Raw genomic sequence first — 21,970 nt, 5'->3', positions numbered from 1 at the left:
CAATGCGTCGAAAACGACGGCACCCGAGCCTTGGGAACGGCTCCGCTTCCAAGACCGTTCCGCGGGGTACGTTCTCCTCCCGCTCGCGTGCCTAACGGTACATTCGAATTCCACTGCGCTGGCCGGCCCGACCTTCGACTCAGCTGGCAATATCACCGAACGGCCTTCACCCAGCCCTGACCGGCCAACGATGATGCAGGTCGTCGATGACGAAGGCGTGGGCGTGATGGTGGCCTCCATGCAGGTGCGGGTGCCGGACGTCGAGGTCCGCGTGGGCATGCTCGATCACGTCGGGATCGTCCACCGGCCATAGTCGGGCAGCCGCGGCGACGCCTACAAGCGTCACGCCCCCGAGGATCGCCAGCGTGGCGGGCATCCCCATGGACGGGCCGAGCCAGCCGGCCAACGGATAGGTGAGCAACCACGCGGCATGGGACAGGGCGAATTGGGCGGCGAAGACGGCCGGCCGGTTCTCCGGGGTCGCCGAGCGGCGCAGGAGTCTGCCGGTGGGGGTCTGCACGGCGGAGTAGGCGACGCCGAGCACCAACCAGGTCCCGAGGAAAAGCGGCCAGCCGATGGTCCCACCCCAGGTCATGGCGGCGACACCCAGGAGAACCGCGCCGAGCAGGGCTGCCGCCGGGATCATCACGGCCCGGTCGGAGAGCCGGTCGAGGAGGCGGGGCAGCGTCAGGGCGGCGATCATGGAGCCGCCCCCGAACAGCCCGAGGGCGAGGGCCACGTCGGTCTGGGGGCGTCCTAGAAGGCCCTGCACGATCACCACGGTGTTGACGATGACCATGGCGCCGGCCGCGGCGACCGCAAGGTTCAGGGCGAGCAACCCGCGCAGGCGCGGCGTCGCGAGGTAGATCCGAAGGCCGCGCGTCGTCCGGTCGTAGACGCCGCCATGCGGGTCGGACCGGGTGGCGGTCGGCAAGGTCACGGACACCACCAGAGCCGCCGAGCACAGGAAGCCGACGACCGTGCCGCCGAACAGCGCGTTGTAGGGCACCACGGTCAGGAGAAGGGCCGCCAAGGTCGGGCTGAGCAGGTTCTCCAGGTCGTAGGCGAGGCGCGAGAGCGAGAGGGCCCGGGTGTAGTTCCGTTCGTCCGGCAGGATGTCCGGGATGGTGGCCTGGAAGGTCGGGGTGAACGCCGCCGAAGCCGATTGCAGGACGAAGATCAGGGCGTAGACCTGCCAGACCTGATCGACGAAGGGCAGCGTCAGGGCGATGGCGGCGCGGACAAGGTCCGTGCCCGCCAGGAAGGCGCGTCGTGGCAACCGGCTCGTGAAAGCCTGGGCCACCGGGGCGACGAGGACATAGGCGATCATCTTGATGGCCAGCGCCGTGCCCAGCACCATGCCGGCGCGGTCACCGGCGATCCGGAATGCCAGTAGCCCGAGGGCGACCGTGAGCAGGCCCGTGCCGAGCAGGGCGATGACCTGGGCCGCGAACAGATGGCGATAGGTGCGATGGGTGAGGACGCTCAGCATCGGGTCCTCAAAGGTACTTCGCCAGCGCCTTGAACTCGGCCAATGCCTCGGTCGCCCCCTTCGCGCCGTTCTCCATCCCGTGCCCGAGGCAGTGCTCCATGTGGTCCTGGATCAGGATGCGCTTGGCGTTGGTGATCGCGCTCTCGACCGCATGGAGTTGCTGGGCGAGGTCCACGCAGGGTCGTCCCTCCTCGATCATGGAAATGACGCCGGCGAGGTGACCGTGGGCTCGCTTGAGGCGCTTGACGATATCCGGATGCGAGGCGTGTTCCATCCGACGATCCTGTCCCCCTGGAGGGGATATTCCAAACGTCCGGGCACGTCTGCCGGGGCCTTCATCGCATCGTGGCGAGCCAGCCGAACAGCACCAGGACCCCGGCGATCAGGATCGTGGCCATCAGGAACGCACGTCCGGCGGCCTTGCGGATATGCGGCCTCACCTTGCGCCGTCGTCCGCCTCCGCCTCCCCAGGTCTCCATCCGGCGACCAAGCTTCTTGCCCGTCACGGCACCGGAAACCGATTCCGACGGACACGGCGATGAACGGTGGACCGTTCCTCCCCTTGCATCGTCGGCATGCTCATTGGACGCCTGCGCCGATCAGGTCCGCCACATGGGCGTCGGCGGAATGGCCGGTGGCGGCGCGGTGGCTTTCCGAGCAGGCCGCATAGCCCGGGCCGGAGGCCGACATCACCAATTCCCGGGTACCGTCCGGCATCGCGCGCGTCGCCAGGACAGTTCGGCCCAAGGGCCATTCGAGTGACCCGGTGACGGGCCCCGGCCGCGGCTCGCCGTAGCGGCGAACCCCCTCGCGCCGGACGGCGTCGCGGGCGGTGGCGTGGGCCGCGTCGTCGAGCGGTCGCCCGACCCAGACGACCTGCTGGAGACCCTCATTCCGGCAGATTACCAGCACCACCTCGGCCGTATCGGGACCGGAGGCGAGGGGTCGGTCGTGCAAGTAGTACAGCCCGGTCAGGTTGGCCTCGCGGTCGACCATCGAGGGCTTGTCGATCCGGTCGACAGGACCCCACGCCAATCCGAATGGCCCCTCTCCGACGGATGGGTCAGCCATGGCCGCTCCGCTCCACGCCAGCAACGCCATCGCAAGCGGTGAACGGACGCGACGTCGCTTCATGTCGCCTGCCCGCCCATCAACGCCGACCCTTCGGACTGGTCGGGCCTTCATGAGGCGAGGGAACGCCCTGTCCCTCCTCGCAGTGGACGGCTTCGTCCTCCAGCGGATTACGCGGCTTGGACGTGGTCGCCGGCGTGATCGGCATGCGCCTGACCTGGAGAGGTTGGTGGTCGTGCACCATGCATCCGCTACGAGCCGCGTCGGGAGTTCCGACGAGGGAGATGGCGGAGGCCAGGACGAGGGTGGCGACGTTCATGTCACGTCTCCGGAAGATGCGAGGGGGCTCATTCGGCGGGAACCGCGACCGCGTGACCGGTTGCGTCCGACTTGGCGGATTTCGCAGGGAGGACGTCCCCGGCGAAGCGGGCGTAGAGCGCCGGCAGGATGACCAGCGTCAGCAGGGTTGCCGAGATGAGGCCGCCGATCACCACGGTTGCCAGGGGCCGTTGGATCTCGGCCCCGGTCTCGGTGGCCAGCGCCATCGGCACGAAGCCGAGCGACGCCACGAGCGCGGTCATCGCCACCGGCCGGAGCCGGGTCATCGCCCCTTCGAGGATGGCCTCGCGGCGGGGTTTCCCTTCGGCGATCAGCTGCTTGATGTAGGTCAGCATCACCAGGCCGTTGAGCACCGCCACCCCGGACAGGGCGATGAACCCGACCGCCGCGGGCACCGAGAACGGCATCCCCCGCAGCCACAGGGCGGCGATGCCGCCGGTCAGGGCCAGAGGAACCGCGCTGAACACCAGCAACGCGTCCTTGGCCGAGTTCAGGGCTGAGAACAGCAGCAGGAAGATCAGGAAGAAGCACACCGGGACGACGACCATCAGGCGCTGCCGGGCCGAGGCCAGGTTCTCGAACTGCCCGCCCCAGGTCACGTAGTACCCGGCCGGAAGCTGCACCCCGGACGCGACCTTGGCCTGGGCCTCGGCCACGAGCGAGCCGATGTCGCGGCCGCGCACGTTGGCGGTCACCACGACCCGACGGCGGCCGTTCTCGCGCGAGATCTGGTTCGGGCCCTCGGTGACCGAGAAGCTTGCGACCTGCTTCAGGAGTACCGACGACGCCCGCCCGTTGACGCCAGGGGGCAGCGGCACGGGGATGTTCTCCAGGGCCTCGCGGTCCTCGCGGACCTTGTCGTTCAGGCGCACGACGATGGGGAAGCGGCGATCGCCCTCGAACACCATGCCGGCCTCCCGGCCGCCGATGGCCGCGCCGATGACGTCCTGGATCGCGGAGGTGCTCAGGCCGAGGCGCGCCGCCTCCGTCTTGTTGATCTTGATCTCCAGGAAAGGCAGGCCCGCCGTCTGCTCGACCTTGACGTCGTCGGCCCCCTCGGTCCCGCGCAGGATCGTGGCGACCTGGTTGGCCGCCTTGAGCATCGGTTCGAACTCCTCGCCGAACACCTTCACGGCGAGGTCGCCGCGGGTGCCGGCCAGGAGCTCGTTGAAGCGAAGCTGGATCGGCTGCGAGAACTCGTAGACGTTGCCGGCGAGTGCCCCGACCGCCTTCTCGATCTCCTCCTGAAGGTCTGCCTTGGAAAGGCTCGGGTCGGGCCACTCCTCCTGCGGCTTCAGGATGACGAAGGTGTCGGACGAGCTCGGCGGCATCGGGTCGGAAGCGACCTCCGCGGTGCCGGTCTTCGAGAAGACGTAGGCGACCTGGGGGAAGCGGCTGATCGCCTGCTCGACCTTCAGCTGCATCGCCTGCGACTGGGTCAGGGAGGTCGACGGGATGCGCTGCGCGTTGAGCGCGATGCTCTTCTCGTCGAGTTGGGGGATGAACTCCTGACCGAGCTTGGTGAACAGGAACCCGGCCCCGACGAGCAGCACCAGGGCGACCGCGACGAAGGTCATCGGAATCCTGAGCGCCGCGCCGAGGACCGGGCGGTAGGCGGCCTTGATCCCGCGGATGAGGACGTTGTCCTTCTCCGTGACCTTGCCGGTGATGACGATGGCGATCATCGCGGGCACGAAGGTCAGCGACAGCACGAAGGCCGAGACCAGCGCGATAATGACGGTGAGCGCCATCGGCTCGAACATCTTGCCCTCGACCCCGGTGAAGGTGAGGAGCGGCACGTAGACGAGGATGATGATGGCCTGCCCGTAGAGGGACGGCTTGATCATCTCCTCGGCCGAGGCGCGCACGGTGACCAGGCGCTCCTCCAGGTCGAGCTTGCGCCCGAGCTCGGTCTGGCGCTCGGCGAGATGGCGCAGGGCGTTCTCGGTGATGATGACCGCGCCGTCGACGATGAGGCCGAAGTCGAGGGCGCCGAGGCTCATCAGGTTCGCGCTGATGCGGCCCTGGACCATGCCGGTCATGGTCATCAGCATCGCCACCGGGATGACGAGCGCGGTGACGATGGCCGCCCGGATGTTGCCGAGCAGCAGGAACAGGATGACGATGACGAGGGCGGCGCCCTCGGCCAGGTTCTTGGCCACGGTCCTGATGGTGGCCTCGACCAGCACCGTGCGGTTGAGGACGGTCTGCACCTCGACGCCCGGGGGTAGCGAGCGGCGGATCTCGGTCATCTTGTTGTCGACTGTGGCCGCCACCGTGCGGCTGTTCTCGCCGATCAGCATCAGGGCGGTGCCGATGACGACCTCGCGCCCGTCCTCGCTGCCCGACCCGGTGCGCAGGTCGCGCCCGATCCGCACCTCGGAAATGTCGGAGATGCGGACCGGCACGCCGCCACGCGTGGTGACGACGACGTTGCCGATGTCCTCCATGGTCTCCAGGCGGCCGGCGGCACGGACGACGTAGCCCTCGCCGTTGTCCTCCAGGTAGCGGGCGCCCTGGTTGGCGTTGTTGGCCTCCAGCGCCCGTCCGATGTCGGCGAAGGACAGGTCGAGGGCGGTGAGCTTCATCGGGTCCGGCTGGACGTGGTACTGCTTGTCAAAGCCGCCGATGCTGTCGACGCCGGCGACCCCCGGCACGGTCTTCACCTGGGGTCGGATGATCCAATCCTGGACCGTGCGCAGGTAGGCGGTGCGTTCGAGCTCGGTCGTGAGCCGCTGGCCCTCGGGAGTCAGGTAGCTCCCGTCCGATTGCCATCCGGCCTTGCCGTCCGGGGAGACCTTGCGATCCTTCGGTTGGGCGTAGTGGATCGACCACATGTAGATCTCGCCCAGGCCCGTCGAGATCGGGCCCATGTGCGGCTCGGCCCCCGGCGGCAGGGTCGACTTCGCCTCGCCGATGCGCTCGGCAACCTGCTGGCGGGCAAAATAGATGTCCAACTTTTCGGAAAAGACCGCCGTGACCTGGGAGAAGCCGTTACGCGAGAGCGAGCGCGTGTATTCCAGGCCCTTGATCCCGGCGAGCGCGGTCTCGACCGGGTAGGTGACCTGCTTCTCGATATCGACCGGGGAGAGCGACGGCGCCGTGGTGTTGATCTGCACCTGGTTGTTGGTGATGTCCGGCACCGCGTCGATGGGGAGCTTGGTCAGCGAGAACACGCCGAAGCCCGCCGCGAGCAGCGACAGGAGCACCACGAGCCAGCGCTGGTGGACGGAGAAGTCGAGGATCTTGGAGATCATGATGGCCGCCCTCAGTGCGCGTGGTCGGCTTCGGCCTTGCCGAGCTCGGCCTTCAGGACGAAGGAGTTGGCCACCGCGACCTCGTCCCCGGGCTTGAGGCCGGACAGGATCTCGAAGGCGTCGTCGTCGGCCTTGCCGATGGTCACGTCCCGGCGCTCGAAGCCCTCCTGGGTGCGTACGAAAGCCACCTTCTCTCCGCCGATGGTCTGGATCGCGGACTTCGGCAACCGGACCCCGACCTTGTCCTGGGCGATCTCGACCTCGGTGGTCACGAAGGTGCCGGGCCGCCAGGCCATGTCCTTGTTCGGCAGGGAGACGATGACCCGGGCCGAGCGGGTCTCCGGGTTGAGGATCGGGCTGACGAACACGACCTTGCCCTCGGCGCGGGAGGCGTCGTCGCCGCCGACGATGGTCACCTTGGCGCCCTCGCGGACCTTCGACAGCTCGGTGGTCGGGACGGAAAGCTCGATCCACACCGAGGACAGGTCGGCGACGGTGTAGACGTCGGCCGGATCGCCTTCCTTGCCGACGGCGGTGCCGACGTCGACCTTGCGCTCGACCACCCGACCGGCCAGCGGCGACCGCAGTTCGTAGCGGCGCAGGCTCGACAGGTTCGGGGTGGTCTCGTCCTTCTTGGCGGAGGTGGCGACCTCGGCCGCGTTCAGCCCCAGGGCCGACAGCTTCTGCCGGGCGAGGTCGACGCGCAGGGTCGCCTCCGAGTAGGCGGCCTTGGCGTTCAGGAATGCCGACTCGGCCGAGATACGCTTGTCCCAGAGGGCCTGCTGGCGGTCGAAGTTCGTCTTCTCCAGGTCCGCCTTCACCGTCGCGGTGAGGAAGTCGCTCTTCGCCTCGGCGACCTCGCGGCTGTCGAGGACGGCGACGACCTCGCCCTTGGCCACCGCCTCGCCGAGGCGTTTGCGCATTTCGGACACGGTGCCGATCACCCGCACGGGCACCCGGGCGATCCGGTCGGCGTCCTGGGTGATGGTGCCCGGCACCAGCAGGTGGCGCGAGAGGATGCCGCCCTCGACCGTCGCCAGCTTGATGTCCTGCTCGGCGGCCTGCTCGGCCGTCATCTTGATCTTGCCCTCGCCCTCCTCGTCGTGGCCGTGCGCCTCGCCCTCGGCGTGTTTGTGGCCTCCGGCCTCCGGCTTGGCCTCGCCATCCGAATGCTTGTGCTCCCCGGCAGGCTTGGGCTCGCCTTCGGCATGCTCGTGGCCATGCTCGCCATGACCGTGGCCATCGTCGGCTGCGGGTGTCGCCGGCTTGGTCATGGCGGCGTTGGTCGGTGGCGCCGCCCGGGCGTTCGTGAGGCCGGCGGCGGCGAGCGCGCCTTGCACGACCTCGGACACGCGGGGGAAGGCACCGCCGATGGCGATGCCGATGGCCAGGAAGGCCACGGAGAGGAATGCACGCATGGGAATGGGCCGGGTCCGCCAGGGACGTCGCACCTCCGCTCATGCGGCAGGGGACGGTCCCGTACTGGGTATTTCGCGATGACGAGGCGGCCGCGACCCGTGAGGGGCCGACCGGGACGCGCCACGGACGTGGCGACGTCGCCTCAGGCGCGAGGCGGCCTGGGAAGGCGGTCGGGCGAAACCGAACCGACGGGGGTAATCTCGGTCGCGTAGGAGGCGCGCGCTGTCCCGCGGGATGGCAAGGCGGGCGTCCCGTCCACGTTCAGGGCCTGGTGGCACCCGCAATTGGCATGGCAGGCCGGGCAGGCATCGGCGTGATCGGCGCCGGCCGCCTGCGTCGGCGCGGACACGGACAGTTCGTGACCGGCCGGACGATGGGCCTCGGCGGAGTGGATGGCGCCGGGGACGACGAGCGCCAGGACAAGGACGAGCGAGAGCACGCGGACGGTGGTCGCCCACCAGCCGCGCATTGTCTCGCAGGCCCTGATCCGGGGTCCCTTTGTCATGGTCGCCTTATGAACGATTCAGGGCCGCCCGTACATGCCGGATGGCCGAAGACGAGGGCCGAGCCTAGTCATCGTCGTGATGGTGATGGTGGTGCCTGCGCTCGCCGTAGAACCGACGTTCCCCGTAGAACGCCCGGTCGCCGTAATCCCGATGCGGACGGTGGATGACGACGTCGTCGTGGTCGCCATGGTGGTACCGGTCGACGTGGACGTCGCCGCGCCGGTCGAAGTCGCCGCCGTAGTATTGGGCGGACGCGGCGGCGGGCGCCAGGATCAGGCTGACGGCGACCAGGGCCGGAATGCGAACTCGCATGGCTCGTTCCTCAAGAGGGTATGGCGGCAGGATGGGCCCCTTGAGTTGAACGGACCCTGAAACCCCCGTTCATCGAAATGCGGATGGAGATCCGGGACCCCGTGATAGCGGTTCACGAGGTCCCGGACCGGAAGGGATCAGTTGCGCTCGATGATCGTCGTGCGACGCTCGCCGCCATGATGATCGTCATGGTGGTCGTCATGGTGGTGATGCTCGCGAACGACCTCATGGTGGTCGTCGTGGCGATCCCGGTGACCCTCGCCATGGCGCTCGCCGTGGCTGTCGCCGTGGACGCCCACGCCGCCCGGGCCGACGTCGATATGCTGGGCCAGGGCCGCGACCGGTGAAAGGGCCAAGGTGACGATGGCGGCGATGGCTCCGAACTTGGTCTTCATGTTGGGTTCCCCTCTATCGATGACGACGCAGGAACGTACCGATAGGGGAAACCGATCCGAATTATCCCGGTGGGACCCGGGAATATTCGGCAACGGGCATTCGTGCGTCGCCGGATCATCCGCGATGCTTGCTTGGGCGATGATCCTCGATGGCGCCGGCATGCGGATCACGGCATGACCGTGCAGCCGGCCTTCATCGACCGTGTAAGCCCGGGGGGATCGCGGGGTGCCCGCCCCGGCACGGGGCCGAGGCGGGCGGTTCACGGGACCGAGGGGGGCACAACGGTCCCATGAAGCTGTCGGGCGGGAGCGGACAGGTCATCCCCCCGCCAGGGCGTAGCCGATGCCGACCGCAAGGAAGGCGAAGGCGACCAGGAGGGGAAGCATACGCATCGGTGCATCCTCCCGGCCGCGCGAGGTCGGCGACGTCCGCTCACTTCTTGTCGTGGGAGTGACCGTGGGCATGCCCGTCCTTGTCGGAATGGATCGGCTTGCCGTCCTTGCCGACCTCGCGGGCCTCGCTCTTGCGCGGGTCGTCGCGATGGGCCGGGCCACCCGCGACGCCGCCGGTGTTCGGCACGGAGCGCTCGGGATTGTTCGCGTTCCCATGCCCGTCCTCGGCGGCGAGGGCGGGAGCCGAGAGGCTCGCCAGCAGGCCGGCGGCGAGAAGGGCGGCGACGGTACGCTTCATGATGATGGTCTCCAGGGCTCGGCGGCCGCTGCGACCGCCTCGACACCTGAGATAGCGACCCTGTTTGACACCCGGACGCCCGGTTCGTGACGAAGTGTGTCAGCGACCGGCGCGCGGCAGGGAGATCAGCACCCGCAGGCCGCCTTCTGGTCGACTGGATAGGACGATGTCCCCGCGCTCCGCCTCGACGATCCGACGCGCGATGGTCAGGCCGAGGCCGGTGCCGCCGGTGTTTCGGTTCCGCGACGCTTCCAGGCGGGTGAACGGCTCGAAGGCGCGGGAGACCTCGTCGGGCGCGATGCCGGGACCGTCGTCCTCGATGGAGAGCAGGAGTTCCTCCGGCTCCACCGCGAGCGAGATGCGGGCACGGGTCCCGTAACGCACGGCGTTGTCGACGACGTTGTCGAGCGCGCGTCTCAGGGCCACCGGGCGCACCGTCGCGAGGGCGCGGCCGGGCCCCGCATAGGAAACGTCGCGGCCCGCGTCCGAGGACGCGTCGGCGATGCTCATGAGGACGCTCGCGACGTTCGTGACCTGGCGCGGTTCGGGATCGGCGTCGCCCCTGAGGTACGCCAGGGTCGAATCGACCATGGCCTGCATGTCGTCGAGGTCAGAGCCCATCGCCCGGGTCTCGTCGCCCTCGGGCAGGCCGTCGAGGCGCAGGCGTAGCCGCGCGATGGGGGTGCGCAGGTCGTGGGAGACGGCCGCCAGGGCCTGGGTCCGCTCCGTCACCAGCCGATGGATGCGGTCCTGCATCGCGTTGAGGGCCCGGGCGATCCCTCGGGTCTCGTCCGGGCCGGCTTCCCGCACAGGAACGACCTTGCCGTGCCCGATCTCCCCCGTGGCTCGGGTGAGGTCGCGCAGCGGTCCCGCGATCCGGTGCATCAGGACGACGGCCGCGACGCCGACGAGGATGGCCATCGCGGTGGCGAGGTAGGCCCACGATCCGAGCCGGGCGAGGCCGGGGCCATGCGCCGAGCGGAAGGTCAGGAAGCTTCCGTCGGCCAGGGCGAGCGCGCCGCCGAGGTCGTCCTGGTGTAGGGCCTCGTCCCCGCCGTCCATCGCCAGTGCGAGACCGGGCCCGAGGCTCGGCTCGGATGCGATCATCCGGGACCTGAGCGACCACGTCACCGGATCGCCGGCCTCGTCCTGGCGCAGGGGCGAGGTCGCGGACCACCCCAGCTCGAAATGCGCGGACGACAGGGCCTTCGCCTCCGCGTCGCGCTCGGTCCGGGGGCGTCGGAGCACCGCCTCGCGCGCCAGGGTAAGCTGATTGGCGACCTGTCGCGCGAACGCATCGTCCGCCGCGGCGGTCGCGGACTGCCGATAGAGAAGCAGGGCCCCGCCGTGGACGGCGAGGATGGCGAGAAGCAGGACGGCGACCGTGCGGGCTTCGAGGCTGCGGGCCAAGGGTGCGAGGCGCCTCACGCGCGCTCGACCTTCGCGGCGAGCATGTAGCCGGCCCCGCGCACGGTCTTGATGACCGGGGGCATGCCCTCGGGCGGTTCGAGCTTACGTCTAAGGCGGCTCACCAGGGTATCGACGCTTCGGTCCGTGGGCGACCCGAGCCTGGCACGGGACAGTTCGAGGATCGTCTCCCGGCCGAGCACGCGCCCCGGGTGTTCGAGGAAGACGAGAAGGAGGTCGTACTCGGCGCCGGACAGGTCGACGGCCGCCTCCTCGGGATCGACGAGCGACCGGCTGCGCATGTCGAGCCTCCACCCCGAGAACGTGAGGACCTCCGATGTCGGGGTCGAGGGCGACGACGCTGCCATGGAGGCGCGGCGGAGCACGGCACGGACCCGGGCCAGGAGTTCGGGACGGCCGAACGGCTTGGCGACGTAGTCGTCGGCGCCGAGTTCGAGCCCGAGCACCCGGTCTGCCTCCTCGTTTCTGGCGCTGACCATGATCACCGGTACCGTGCTCCTGGCCCGCAACGCCCGGAGCAGGTCGAGGCCCGAGGTTCCGGGCAGCATCACGTCGAGCAGGACGAGGTCGATGCCACCGGCAGGCAGGTGCCGCCAGAAATCGATGGCGTTCCTGCAGCCGGTGACGCGGTAGCCGCTTTCCCCGAGGAGACGCGTGACGAGCATGCGCAGGCCGTCGTCGTCCTCGACGAGCACGATGTGGCCCCCGTCGACGGCCGGTGGGATCTGAGGGTCTTGCGAAGCCATCGATTCCCCCCCGCTCAGGCGATGGCCTGGTCGAGCATGAGCAGCAGCAGGAAGCCGGCGAAGAACATCGCCGTCACCCAGGGACGGTCCTCGGTCTCGTGCGCCTCGACCAGGAGTTCCTCGGTGACGAGGTACAGCAGGGCGATCAGGCCGAAGGAGAGGAAGGCGGCCTGGATCGGCGACGACAGGGTGGCGACGGGTCCTCCCAGCAACGCCCCCAGCGGCAACAGGACGACGAGGCCGGCGGTCATGCCGACGACCTTGCGCTTCGAGGTCCCCGCGGCGCCGAGCTCGTTCGCGACCGTCAGGCCGAGGAACAGCACCTCGATGGTGAGGGCGACCGTGAGCAGGATGCCGGCCTTGGCGCCGGCGGCGAAGGCGATGCCGAGCACGAGCCCGTCGACGAGGATGTCGATGCCCGTGACAGCCATCAGCCCGACGGGGCCGCTCGCCCGCTTCCCCAGCGTCTTCACCAGCAGCATCGCCGCGACGCCGAGCGCGCCGCCTGCCAGCATGGCCAAGGGCGAGCCGGCATGCTTGAGGTCCGGCAGGATCTCGCCGGCCGCCGCGGCGAAGACCACGCCCGCCGCGAAGTGCTGGATGGCGCTGACCAGGATGGGTCCGGGTCGAAGGTTGACCGCGACCGCGGCGCCGATGACGGCCGCCGCCGCGGGGATCAGTGTGTAGGCCCAGGCTTGCATCACGCTCTCAGACGACGTGGTCGGGCGCGAGGGCGCAGGCGTTGTCCGCGCTCAGCTCCACCTGCAGGGTGGTGTGGCCGATGCCGAACCGTTTCTTGATGCCGCCTGCCGCGTCCATCAGGAAGGCGTCGTCGGGACGGCCGCCCGGCATGATGAGGTGGGCGGTCAGGCATGTCTCCGTGGTGCTCATCGCCCAGATGTGCAGGTCGTGGAGGGCGGTGACGCCCGGCAGTCCTTCGAGGTGGCTTCGGACGGCGGCCGGGTCGATGCCCGGCGGGACGGCGGCGAGGGACAGCGTGAGGCTGTCGCGCAGGAGGCCCCAGGTGCTCCAGACGATGACCGCCACGATGGCGAGGCTGACGACGGGATCGAGCCAGGTCCACCCGGTGTAGAGGATGACGAGGCCGGCGATGACCACGCCCGCCGAGACGGCGGCGTCGGCGGCCATGTGCAGGAAGGCGCCCTTGATGTTGATGTCGCCCTTGGCGCCCGAGGCGAACAGCCAGGCGGTGATGCCGTTCACCAGGATGCCGACCGCGGCCACGACCATCACGGTCTTGCCGGCGACCGGGGCTGGCTCGCCGAAGCGCTGGATCGCCTCCCAGGCGATGGCGCCGACGGCGACCAGCAGGAACACCGCGTTGAACAGGGCCGCCAGGATCGACGAGCCCTTCATCCCGTAGGTGTAGCGCGCGCTCGGGGCGCGCTTCGCCAGCACCATGGCGACCCAGGCCACCACCAGTCCGAGGACGTCCGAGAGGTTGTGCCCGGCATCGGCCAGCAGGGCCATCGAGTTCGCCAGCACCCCGTAGGTGGCTTCCACGACGACGAAGCCGACGTTGAGGGCGATGCCGATGGCGAACGCCTTCCCGAAGCTCGCCGGTGCGTGGCTGTGCCCGGGGCCGTGGGCGTGCCCGGCGTGGGCTTGGGAATGGTCGTGTCCGGCGTGGTCGTGTCCGGCGTGGTCGTGGTGTTCCGTCATCTCGGCTTCCGGTCTGAGGATGCAAGCATTGATGCCTAACTCCTCTACCCACTAGAGGAGCAAGCGCCCGTTTCGGCCTCGGTCAGTGCCGGTCGCTGAGACACTCGCCGTGGTCGGCCAGCACCTCGATGATCCGGCATTCCCCGACGTCGCCGCCCGAGCACTGCTCGACCATGGCCTGCATCTCCCGCCGGAGGCCGGTCAGCCGGGCGATCCGGTCGTCGATGTCGGCGAGATGTTTCCGGGCGATGGCGTCGGCCTCCCCACAAGGCCGGTCCGGATGTCCGGCCAGGTCGAGAAGGGTTCGGATATCCTCGATCTCGAAGCCGAGCTCGCGGGCGTGCCGGATGAACCGCAGCGTCCGGACGTCGCCCTCTCCGTAGGTGCGGCGATTGCCCTCCGTACGCACCGGCGTCGGCAGCAATCCGCGTTCCTCGTAGAACCGAATGGTGGGGACCTTCACCGCGGCGCGGCGCGACAACTCCCCGATGGCGATGGACTTCATGCCGCTTGCTCCTCTAGTCGCTGGAGGAAGTAGGGTGCCTGGGGAATTGCGGAAGGCACCTCATGAAAGACGCGACGACCTTGGACCGAACCGATAGCCCCCCGACGCGCCTGCGCGTGTCGGGGATGGATTGCGCCTCGTGCGCCGCCAAGGTCGAGAACGCCGTTCGGCGCCTACCCGGCATCGAGGACATCTCGGTCTCGGTGGCGACCGAGACGCTGACGGTGCGGCATGGACCCGCCACCGACGCCCGGGCCATAGCCGAAACGGTCCGAAGCCTGGGCTACGGCGCGGAGGACCCTGCCGACGACGCGGTGTCGGATGCCGAACGGCCGGAGCCGGTCTGGTGGCGTGCCCCGAAGGCGCTGCTGGCGTTCGCCTGCGGGGCGGCCCTGGTGCTGGCTTTCGCCGTCGGCCATGCCGCGCCGGCGACGGAGCGCTGGGCCTTCCTGGCGGCCATGGCGGTCGGCCTGGTGCCGATTGCACGACGTGCCGTCGCAGCCGCCCGGCACGGGACGCCGTTCTCCATCGAGACACTGATGTCCGTGGCCGCCATCGGCGCGACCGCCATCGGGGCGACCGAGGAAGCGGCCACGGTCGTCTTCCTGTTCCTGGTTGGCGAGGTGCTGGAAGGGGTGGCCGCAGGCCGGGCCAGGGCGAGCATCCGCGGCCTCACCGGCCTGGTGCCGGACACGGCCCTGCTGGAGGGCGACGGATCGACGGAGCGGGTGCCCGCGGCGAGCCTGCGGGTCGGGGCGACCGTCCTGGTGAGGCCGGGTGACCGGGTCCCGGCGGACGGGACCGTCCTCGACGGGGAGAGCGCGGTGGACGAGGCGCCGGTCACCGGCGAGAGCGTGCCGCGGCGCAAGGCACCGGGCGATGCGGTGTTCGCCGGGACCGTGAACGGGGACGGCGCGCTTCGGGTGCGGGTGACCGCGGCGGCGCGGGACAACACCATCGCCCGGGTCGTGCGGCTGGTGGAGGATGCCCAGGAGGCGAAGGCCCCGACCGAGCGCCTGATCGACCGATTCTCACGGGTCTACACACCGGCCGTGGTCGCGGTGGCCACGCTCGTCGCGATCCTGCCGCCGCTGCTGTTCGGGTGCTCGTGGAACGAGTGGGTCTACAAGGGGCTCGCCATCCTGCTGATCGGCTGCCCCTGCGCCCTGGTCATCTCGACGCCCGCCGCCATCGCGGCCGGGCTCTCGGCCGGCGCCCGCCGGGGCCTGCTCATCAAGGGCGGCGCCGTCCTGGAGCGGCTGGCCGCCGTTACCATGGTGGCCTTCGACAAGACCGGCACCCTGACCGAGGGCAAGCCCGTGGTCACCGACGTCCTAGCGTTCGGCCGGTCCGAACGGGAGGTCCTCTCCTTGGCTGCCGCGCTTGAGGCAGGCTCCTCGCATCCGCTCGCCAAGGCGGTGCTTGCCAAGGCCGCGGAAGCCGGCGCACCGATGCCTCCGGCATTCGGGTCGAAGGCGCTCGGCGGCAAGGGGATCACCGGCAATGTCGGCGGCCTCGACCTGTTCCTCGGATCGCCGCGGGAGGCGGCAGCGCGCGTGACCCTCGAGGCGGAGCAGGAGGCGCGGATCTCCACCCTGCAGGGCGAGGGTAAAACGGTCGCCGCCCTGCTGGCGAACGGGGCGTTGGCCGGGCTGTTGGGCATGCGCGACGAGCCCCGGTCCGACGCCAAGGCCGGGATCGACCGCCTCGCGGCGGAGGGCATCGGGTCGCTCATGCTGACCGGGGACAACGCCCGCACGGCCCAGGCGGTGGCGGGGATGCTCGGCATCGAGGCACGGGCGGGACTGCTGCCCGAGGACAAGCAGCGGATCGTACTTGAGCTCCAGGCCGCCGGGGCCGTCGTGGCGAAGGTCGGGGACGGCATCAACGACGCCCCGGCGCTCGCGGCCGCAGACGTCGGCATCGCGATGGGTGGCGGCACCGACGTCGCGCTGGAGACAGCCGATGCAGCGGTGCTACACGGGCGCGTCGCCGACGTGGCGCGGATGGTGGAACTGTCCCGCAGGACGCTGGCGAACATCCGCACGAACATCGGTGTGGCACTCGGCCTGAAGGCGGTGTTCCTTGTCACGACCATCGCCGGCATCACCGGCCTATGGCCGGCCATCCTCGCCGATACGGGGGCGACGGTCCTGGTAACGGCCAACGCCCTGAGGCTGCTGGGGGTCAGGCTGCGCTAGGACCGGTTGTCCCTGACCTTGCCGGGTGGCTGATCGGCCACTTGGATGGGGATGGCGCGGCGATGCGGCCCATTCCGAACGTACGCGCCACCCGGAGCCCGTCCGTTCTTGACGCGTCCCTGGTTCCTGGATCGTGCCGGGGCGATGTTACGGGTGGCGGATGACTCCCGCGTCGTGATGCAGGTCCGACTTGGTGCCGGGACGCGACCCGCCGTTCGACCATGATGCGAGGGACCCGTCGGGGGTGCCCTCCCAAGTGCGGGAGGAGTCCCCGGGGCATCCACCTAGGATCCACATCCCGGACGTTAAAGTCGAAGCTCAGTCCGGACACGGGGGCGCTCCTGGGTGGTCGGGCCCTTCGCCGTTTGTGGTGGCGCCCGATCACACCAGCCTAACAGACGCCGTCGATTCGTTCAGTCAGGCGTGGTGCTTGGGGGCAGGTGAGAGCTCCTGCAGCCTGTCGAAGACCCTCTTCTTGGCCTCCTTGAAGCGCTCCCTGCCACCGAGCTCGTAGGCGGCCCGGCCTACGACGAAGGCGATGTCCACCCGCTCGTTCCTGGCCATGAGACGGTGCTCGGGGGTGATGTAGGCGTCGACGTCCGCGAGCATGGCCTTCACGATTGCCGCATCGGTCTCGGCGGTCTCGCGCTGGGTCTCGCGCCAGCGTCGGGCGCGGTCGGCGGCATCGCGACGGACGCGGGCGGACCGGGCGGCGGGGTGCTCCTCGGGGAGCGCGGAGGCGGTTGCGGTGCTCATGACGGTAGAGTGCCAGGCCGTCCAGAAAGCCACCATGGGGGATCGCGCACGGTGTGAAGGACGGTCGATCCGGTCCTTCCGGTGGCGTTCCGATCACGCACGTTCCGTTACGGGGTATGGGGCCTTGGCTACGCCAATGTCGGGAAGCGGAAAAAAGATCTGGACCGTTCCCGCGTCAGTTCTCCTCGTCGGACGGCCACCACCGCCAGGGAAGGCCACCAGGGCATCGTGCCTGGCAGGATGTGTCCTTACCCACGCCACCCCCGACTGACCGCCACAGCCTACCTCCCTGTGCCTCACCGGCGGCCGATACCCCCTCGTCCCCGCGATTTTCCGATCCCCTTCCGCAAGTATTGCCCCGCGTAACGGAAGGTCAGGCCCCCGATTGACCTTATCCTCGGCGTACGTATCCTCGTCATGTTGATCCCGGCCTGAGTTGCGGACGTGCTGCCCCGCGACAGGCCCCAGTAGAGGACCGTCGTGACAACCTCCCTCATCTCCCCGACCGCCACGCGTTGGCCCCAGGCTGCTTCCCTGGTCCGTCCAGCCCCCGCCTACTGCTCCGAGCTCCGCCCCCTCGACTACGCCCGTCTCGTCCACCCCAAAGGCGGTGTCGGGTCCGCGATGTTCGGCGACCGCGTCCCTCCCAGGAAGCCCAGGAAGGACGGCAGCACCGAGCCGCGATGGTCCGACCTGCGGTACTCCTCCCACGCCCTCGCGAGCCGCGACGTCGATCTGCAGGGCCGGCGCTTCATGTCGTTCGCATCGTACCCGTACTCCAAGCCGGGCGAGCCCCGCGTCGCCAAGGACGCGATCAACATCGTGTCCCTCGGCGCCTCGTGGCTCGACCTCGACTACTACAACAAGCCGGACTGGAAGGACGTCCCCCCGCGCAAGGTCCTGGAAGCCGTCCGCAACATCTGCGAGGACCGCGGCTGGCCGTCGCCGTCCTACGCCACGTTCTCGGGGCGCGGGATTTTGGTGGTCTGGCTCTACACCGCCTCCCAGCCGGCCCAGCGTGTCATGGCCCGCCACCGTGCCTTGCAGCAGATCCTCCACGAGGAGTTCCTGCCGTTCGGGTCCGACTACACGGCCAAGGCTGCGACGAAGCAGTTTCGGATGCCGGGCACCTACAACGAAAAGAGCGGCCTCCCGGTGGTGGTGATCTTTCCCGACCTGACCGCCGAGATCGCCCGGATCGACTTCGACGAGCTCTGCCGCGTGGTCCTGCCGTTCCAGCGCCAGACCAAGGCCCAGCGGGAGGCCGCCAAGGCCGAGGCGAAGGCCAAGCGGACCGCCGCCCAACTCGCCAACCGGACCCCGCGGGAAGGCCACCACGGCGCCAAGCTGACCGGCTCGTCGTACTGGGACACCATCGCCGCGGACCTCGACCGGCTGTATGCCCTCCGGCACGGCAAGGCCGGCATCAAGGACACCGCGGCCCGCGAGGACACGGGAGCCGGCCGCAACTCCTGGCTTGTCGCCTTCGTCTACGTGGCCTCGTGGCGCCTCCCGGCCTCCGACCTCGACGCGTACGTCATCGAGACCGCCGACCGCCTCGGGCTCGACCACGCCTCCGCCAAGTCGAAGGCTTGCTCCATCGTCGGCAGGGCGAAGGAATCCGCCCGGGGCGTCCGCCGGGCGTACCGCGGATTCACGGTCGACCCCCGCTACAAGCCGTCCCCCGCCCACCTCCGGGACCTGCTGGTCATCACCCCGAGGGAGATGCGCCGGGCCGACCTGCGCATCCTGATCGACCAGGCGCGCCGGTCCGAGAACGCCGTCTCGCGCGTCGTCGCCTCTCGCCGGGCCGCGGGCGTCAGGGACCGCTCGGTCCAACAGCAGCACCGCCTCGAAGTCGGGCAGCAGGCCGTCGAGTTCCTCGCCGAGGGCCTGACCGTGAAGGCGGTGGCCGAGCTCTACGGTGTCTCGCCGCGGTGGCTGGACAACGCCCTCCGGGACGCCCGCGCCGTCGCCGGCATCACCACCGCCAAGGCCGAGCCGGTGGTGGCTCCCGTGGTCACCGTCGACGACGTCGGCGACACCCTCGACCTGCCCGTCGGCACCCCCGCCGTGATCGCGCACGAAGTGTTACGGGATATCAGAGAGACCGCGCGCGAGGCTGTTGTCGCAGGCCGCCGTACGCAGTATGTTCCTCGGGTCACGACGAAGGGCAGCACTCTTCTAGGACAGACGCCCGCTGCGCGCCCCACGGCCCGGCGGGCGTCGACGTGTCCGGCCTCCGAGATGGAGGTGGCGTGACATGAAGTGGCGCCTCACACCCGAAGAGCAGCAACTTCAGGACACCTTGCGGGCCGCCGCGGCGAGGCTGCACGCCGTCTGGTACCGCTACCCGGTCGGCGACAAGGAAGCGGCCCGCCGGGCCGAGCGCGAGCCGGTGGGCCGACGTCGGTACGTGGGTGGCGGGATCTGGCACAGCATTTCGGGAGCGGCCCCGATCCCCGTGCCCCCGCGCCACGACGTCGGCCAAGCCCTGCTTCGCGAGGTGCTTCAGGCGTGGCGGACGCCGGCATGGTCGGACATCTCCGTCTGGGACGACTCGCGCCGTGGGCCGATCCGACGACTCCTCAAGGCCGCCGGCCTCGCCCTGCAGGACCCGGACGAGGATGGGGTCGAGCGCGCCGACCTCCTCGTCCGGGTGGCCATCTCGGCGATCCGCTCCCAGTCAGAAAATCCTGACGGGCGCATCGAGCGGTTGGCGGCCCTGCCCAAGGGCGTCTGGCGCGTCGACCTGTCGGGCCTCATGGGCCTGCGCGAAGACCCGCCCGTCAGAAAAGTCTGACACCTGCAAGAACGGCTTGGCCCATCCTTGTCAGCGCCGGGAAAATGACCGGCTAAGCGACGTCAAAATCGCTTAGCCCCCTGATTACCCTTGTCGAATCCAGGTGCGAGGCATTCCATCCTTTTCGATGGAACCAAACCTCGCCCCGCGCGTTTCGGACGCCCCCAACTCGACGCTGGTCCATGCGTCCGGAGCCAGCCGGCAGTGCCGCGGCTCCTACCGGGTCTCGCCCCAAGGGGCGGCGCTCAACTCCTCCCTGATGAAGGGCCTCGCCGCGGTCATCAAGGACCGCCGGCTGACGGCCCCCCAGCTTCGGGTGTTGCTCGGGCAGCTCGAGAGCCGGGACAGCGACCTCCGCGACGAGCTCGCGGCGATCCGGTCCCACGACGGCGACCGCATCACCTGGAAGCGCCTGCTGGTGTTCTGCGACGCCATGAAGGTCGAGGCCGGCGAGCTCATCGCCTCAGTCTACCTCGCCCGCACCGCCGGCCCGAGGGTCCACTGATGGGCACCCGGCTCGACTTCTCCATGGTCCGCATCCTCGGCGAGGATTGCCGGGCCGTCGACGGCGGGCACGAGCTCGCGCTGACCGCCTACGTGGCCCAGGTCGACGGCGACCGTCTCGTCGAGCACGCCGCGGTCGCCCGGGTCACCGAGACCTTCGCCGGCTGGGACCCCCAGGACTACCAGCGCGCCAACCTGAAGCTCCACCGGGCCCTGGCTGCCCGCGTCGCCGAGCTCGCCCTCGCCGCCCGCCGGGAAGAGGGCTGACCATGTCCCGCAGGCGCAACCCCATCGCCATGGCCGCCGGCCTCGCCGCGGTCGCCGCCGCCATGGCCCTCGTCATCCGCGAGGCTCAGCCCTCGTCGCCGCCGGCACCACCACCGCCCCCCCGGAAGCGCCGGTCGAAGCGCATCCCCCGCGAGGTCGTCATCGAGGGCCTGATCGGGACCTACCCCGGCCTGTCCGTCGAGGACGCCGCGCGGATCGCGACGGCGTGGCCGGGCAACTTCATCGACGCACCCGCAAGGAGAGACCAGTGAGCGCCGACCGCTATCAGGACGCGATCACCCGCGTGCTCGTCCACGAGGGGGGCTACGTCAACGACCCGCGCGATCCGGGCGGCGCCACCATGAAGGGTGTCACCCAGCGCACGTTCGACGGCTACCTCAAGCGGAACGGCAAGCCGTCCCGCCCGGTCCGCTCGATCACCCAGGCCGAGCTCGGGGCCGTCTACCGCCGCCAGTATTGGGATGCCGTGAAGGGCGACGAGCTCCCCGAGGGGATCGACTACGTCCTGTTCGACGGCGCCGTGAACTCGGGCCCGGGCCAGTCCATCAAGTGGCTGCAGCGCGCCCTCGGCGTCCGCGTCGACGGTGTGATCGGCGAGGCGACCGTCCAAGCCGCGGAAGCCTACCCCGACCACGACGCCCTGGTCGCCGCGATCCTGGAGCGGCGCCTCGCGTTCCTCAAGTCGCTCCGGACCTGGAAGGCGTTCGGCAAGGGCTGGGGCCGCCGCGTCGTCGAGGTCCGCCAGATCGGGCAGGCGTGGGCCTCCGGTTCGGTCGGGCCCCAGCCGACCTACTTCGCCGGCATGGAGCGCCGCGGCCTCCTGTCCGACGCCAAGGGCGCGCCGTCCCCGGCCATCGCCGACGCGCTCACCGGTGGTGGAATCGTCGGCACGGTCGTCGACCAGACCGTCTCGGCGCTGACCCCGCTCCAGGATGCCCTGCCGTCCATCGGCAAGGTCGAGCGACGCCTCGCGGATCGGCCAGTCATCGATCATGAAGGACGGCCCGGCGAAGGGGTCGAACGAGACCCTCATCGAGGACGCCTGCAGGGGCGCGTCGATCAAGCGGCCGCGGGCCCACGCCATCACGGCGCGCTGTCCCTTGCGTAGCGCCCGCTGCCGGGCGGCCTCGCTGACGACGAACGTCACGTCGTAGAGGGCGACTGCGTGCACGTGCGCGACGACGATCCCGGATTCCCGCACACTCCAGACCCGGCGAACTCTGTTGCGGTAGACGTCTGTCACTGCTGCCTCCTCTGGACGGCGTCGCGGATTGCCTGGCAGGGCATCAGCCGCCCGGGCGCCGCGAGGACGGCTCTGAGGGCTAGGTCGACGAGGAGCCCCTGCACGGGCCCGGGGCGCCGGCCGGGAACGGGGGCAAACGAGAAGCTCACCGCCTCGGCCTCGGCCGCGAGAGCCGCTGCCCGGTCGAGGGGAAGCTGCCCCGCCTGCCACGCCCGCTCGGCCTCGGAGACCCGGGCGGCGAGACCGCGGGACACGAGGCGGCAAGTCCGGCCGGCCTGCCAGCCGGACTTGATGCGCCTGCGGGAGGCGGCGAAATCAAACGTCGTCATGA

The 21,970-nt window shown here is 69.9% G+C and carries 22 protein-coding genes and 1 pseudogene; 8 read left to right on the top strand and 15 right to left on the bottom strand.

Annotation, left to right across the window (positions count from 1 at the left end; genetic code table 11):
• Nucleotides 1–166 precede the first annotated feature (166 nt).
• The 6 genes from LW587_RS00870 to LW587_RS00845 all read right to left on the bottom strand — a co-directional run bounded on the left by LW587_RS00870 (nucleotide 167) and on the right by LW587_RS00845 (nucleotide 8,396).
• Nucleotides 167–1,492 carry an MFS transporter gene (locus LW587_RS00870; protein WP_056096988.1) on the bottom strand — a complete coding sequence of 442 codons (1,326 nt, stop codon included), beginning with the start codon at nucleotides 1,490–1,492 and terminating at the stop codon, nucleotides 167–169.
• Between the two features lie 7 nt (nucleotides 1,493–1,499).
• Entirely contained in the window at nucleotides 1,500–1,766 is a 267-nt protein-coding gene (locus LW587_RS00865) for a metal-sensing transcriptional repressor (RefSeq protein ID WP_056096985.1), read from the bottom strand.
• A 305-nt stretch (nucleotides 1,767–2,071) separates the two neighbouring features.
• The gene (locus LW587_RS00860) at nucleotides 2,072–2,527 is read right to left on the bottom strand and encodes a threonyl-trna synthetase (RefSeq protein ID WP_232627758.1); all 456 of its coding nucleotides are present in this window, start codon (nucleotides 2,525–2,527) and stop codon (nucleotides 2,072–2,074) included.
• A 383-nt stretch (nucleotides 2,528–2,910) separates the two neighbouring features.
• Entirely contained in the window at nucleotides 2,911–6,159 is a 3,249-nt protein-coding gene (locus tag LW587_RS00855; RefSeq protein ID WP_056096979.1) for an efflux RND transporter permease subunit, read from the bottom strand.
• An 11-nt stretch (nucleotides 6,160–6,170) separates the two neighbouring features.
• The gene (locus tag LW587_RS00850) at nucleotides 6,171–7,577 is read right to left on the bottom strand and encodes an efflux RND transporter periplasmic adaptor subunit (protein WP_056096976.1); all 1,407 of its coding nucleotides are present in this window, start codon (nucleotides 7,575–7,577) and stop codon (nucleotides 6,171–6,173) included.
• 570 nt (nucleotides 7,578–8,147) lie between these two features.
• Nucleotides 8,148–8,396, bottom strand: coding sequence for a hypothetical protein (locus tag LW587_RS00845; RefSeq protein WP_056096972.1), 249 nt, complete (start codon nucleotides 8,394–8,396; stop codon nucleotides 8,148–8,150).
• Between the two features lie 176 nt (nucleotides 8,397–8,572).
• Here LW587_RS00845 and LW587_RS00840 point away from each other — a divergent pair, with 176 nt between their 5' ends.
• A complete protein-coding gene (locus LW587_RS00840) occupies nucleotides 8,573–8,743 on the top strand; it encodes a hypothetical protein (protein WP_232627757.1) in 171 nt (56 codons plus the stop codon).
• 481 nt (nucleotides 8,744–9,224) lie between these two features.
• Here LW587_RS00840 and LW587_RS00835 read toward each other — a convergent pair whose 3' ends face one another.
• The 6 genes from LW587_RS00835 to LW587_RS00810 all read right to left on the bottom strand — a co-directional run bounded on the left by LW587_RS00835 (nucleotide 9,225) and on the right by LW587_RS00810 (nucleotide 13,844).
• Nucleotides 9,225–9,482 carry a hypothetical protein gene (locus LW587_RS00835; RefSeq protein WP_232627756.1) on the bottom strand — a complete coding sequence of 86 codons (258 nt, stop codon included), beginning with the start codon at nucleotides 9,480–9,482 and terminating at the stop codon, nucleotides 9,225–9,227.
• Between the two features lie 99 nt (nucleotides 9,483–9,581).
• A complete protein-coding gene (locus LW587_RS00830; protein WP_232627755.1) occupies nucleotides 9,582–10,910 on the bottom strand; it encodes an ATP-binding protein in 1,329 nt (442 codons plus the stop codon).
• The gene (locus tag LW587_RS00825; protein ID WP_232627754.1) at nucleotides 10,907–11,656 is read right to left on the bottom strand and encodes a response regulator transcription factor; all 750 of its coding nucleotides are present in this window, start codon (nucleotides 11,654–11,656) and stop codon (nucleotides 10,907–10,909) included. The genes LW587_RS00830 and LW587_RS00825 overlap by 4 nt, the downstream gene beginning before the upstream one ends.
• Before the next feature lie 14 nt (nucleotides 11,657–11,670).
• Entirely contained in the window at nucleotides 11,671–12,357 is a 687-nt protein-coding gene (locus LW587_RS00820) for a ZIP family metal transporter (RefSeq protein WP_232627753.1), read from the bottom strand.
• Nucleotides 12,358–12,364: 7 nt separating this feature from the next.
• Entirely contained in the window at nucleotides 12,365–13,339 is a 975-nt protein-coding gene (locus LW587_RS00815; RefSeq protein WP_232627752.1) for a cation diffusion facilitator family transporter, read from the bottom strand.
• Nucleotides 13,340–13,421: 82 nt separating this feature from the next.
• A complete protein-coding gene (locus tag LW587_RS00810) occupies nucleotides 13,422–13,844 on the bottom strand; it encodes a MerR family transcriptional regulator (protein ID WP_056096954.1) in 423 nt (140 codons plus the stop codon).
• 62 nt (nucleotides 13,845–13,906) lie between these two features.
• Between LW587_RS00810 and LW587_RS00805 the strand changes: the two genes are divergently transcribed.
• On the top strand, nucleotides 13,907–16,045 hold the full coding sequence (locus tag LW587_RS00805) for a heavy metal translocating P-type ATPase (RefSeq protein ID WP_232627751.1): 2,139 nt from the start codon (nucleotides 13,907–13,909) through the stop codon (nucleotides 16,043–16,045).
• Nucleotides 16,046–16,462: 417 nt separating this feature from the next.
• Here LW587_RS00805 and LW587_RS00800 read toward each other — a convergent pair whose 3' ends face one another.
• A complete protein-coding gene (locus LW587_RS00800; RefSeq protein WP_156384035.1) occupies nucleotides 16,463–16,801 on the bottom strand; it encodes a hypothetical protein in 339 nt (112 codons plus the stop codon).
• A 480-nt stretch (nucleotides 16,802–17,281) separates the two neighbouring features.
• On the opposite strand from LW587_RS00800, the gene LW587_RS00795 reads away from it, so the two are divergent.
• The 6 genes from LW587_RS00795 to LW587_RS00770 all read left to right on the top strand — a co-directional run bounded on the left by LW587_RS00795 (nucleotide 17,282) and on the right by LW587_RS00770 (nucleotide 21,504).
• On the top strand, nucleotides 17,282–19,063 hold the full coding sequence (locus LW587_RS00795; RefSeq protein ID WP_232627750.1) for a hypothetical protein: 1,782 nt from the start codon (nucleotides 17,282–17,284) through the stop codon (nucleotides 19,061–19,063).
• A gap of 1 nt (nucleotide 19,064) precedes the next feature.
• Nucleotides 19,065–19,604: a hypothetical protein gene (locus LW587_RS00790; RefSeq protein ID WP_056096942.1), complete on the top strand. Its 540-nt coding sequence runs from the start codon at nucleotides 19,065–19,067 to the stop codon at nucleotides 19,602–19,604.
• Between the two features lie 127 nt (nucleotides 19,605–19,731).
• Complete coding sequence (locus tag LW587_RS00785; protein ID WP_056246680.1) at nucleotides 19,732–20,109, top strand: hypothetical protein; 378 nt, start codon at nucleotides 19,732–19,734, stop codon at nucleotides 20,107–20,109.
• Nucleotides 20,109–20,375: a hypothetical protein gene (locus tag LW587_RS00780; RefSeq protein WP_056096937.1), complete on the top strand. Its 267-nt coding sequence runs from the start codon at nucleotides 20,109–20,111 to the stop codon at nucleotides 20,373–20,375. Before LW587_RS00785 ends, LW587_RS00780 begins: the two co-directional genes overlap by 1 nt.
• 2 nt (nucleotides 20,376–20,377) lie before the next feature.
• Nucleotides 20,378–20,647: a hypothetical protein gene (locus tag LW587_RS00775; protein WP_056096935.1), complete on the top strand. Its 270-nt coding sequence runs from the start codon at nucleotides 20,378–20,380 to the stop codon at nucleotides 20,645–20,647.
• Nucleotides 20,602–21,504 carry a glycoside hydrolase family 108 protein gene (locus tag LW587_RS00770; protein WP_442919072.1) on the top strand — a complete coding sequence of 301 codons (903 nt, stop codon included), beginning with the start codon at nucleotides 20,602–20,604 and terminating at the stop codon, nucleotides 21,502–21,504. Before LW587_RS00775 ends, LW587_RS00770 begins: the two co-directional genes overlap by 46 nt.
• On the opposite strand, the pseudogene LW587_RS24195 reads toward LW587_RS00770, so the two are convergent.
• Nucleotides 21,433–21,597, bottom strand: a pseudogene (locus tag LW587_RS24195) (hypothetical protein); the annotation flags it as partial. The gene LW587_RS00770 and the pseudogene LW587_RS24195 overlap by 72 nt on opposite strands.
• Nucleotides 21,598–21,635: 38 nt before the next feature.
• Nucleotides 21,636–21,968, bottom strand: a complete 333-nt coding sequence (locus tag LW587_RS00765; RefSeq protein WP_156384033.1) for a hypothetical protein — start codon at nucleotides 21,966–21,968, stop codon at nucleotides 21,636–21,638.
• Nucleotides 21,969–21,970: the final 2 nt, after the last annotated feature.

The sequence above is a fragment of the Methylobacterium sp. Leaf118 genome (assembly GCF_920984675.1).
Lineage (GTDB): Bacteria > Pseudomonadota > Alphaproteobacteria > Rhizobiales > Beijerinckiaceae > Methylobacterium.
Note: the sequence above shows the minus strand (reverse complement) of the source record. Positions and strands in the feature narration are given on the sequence as shown.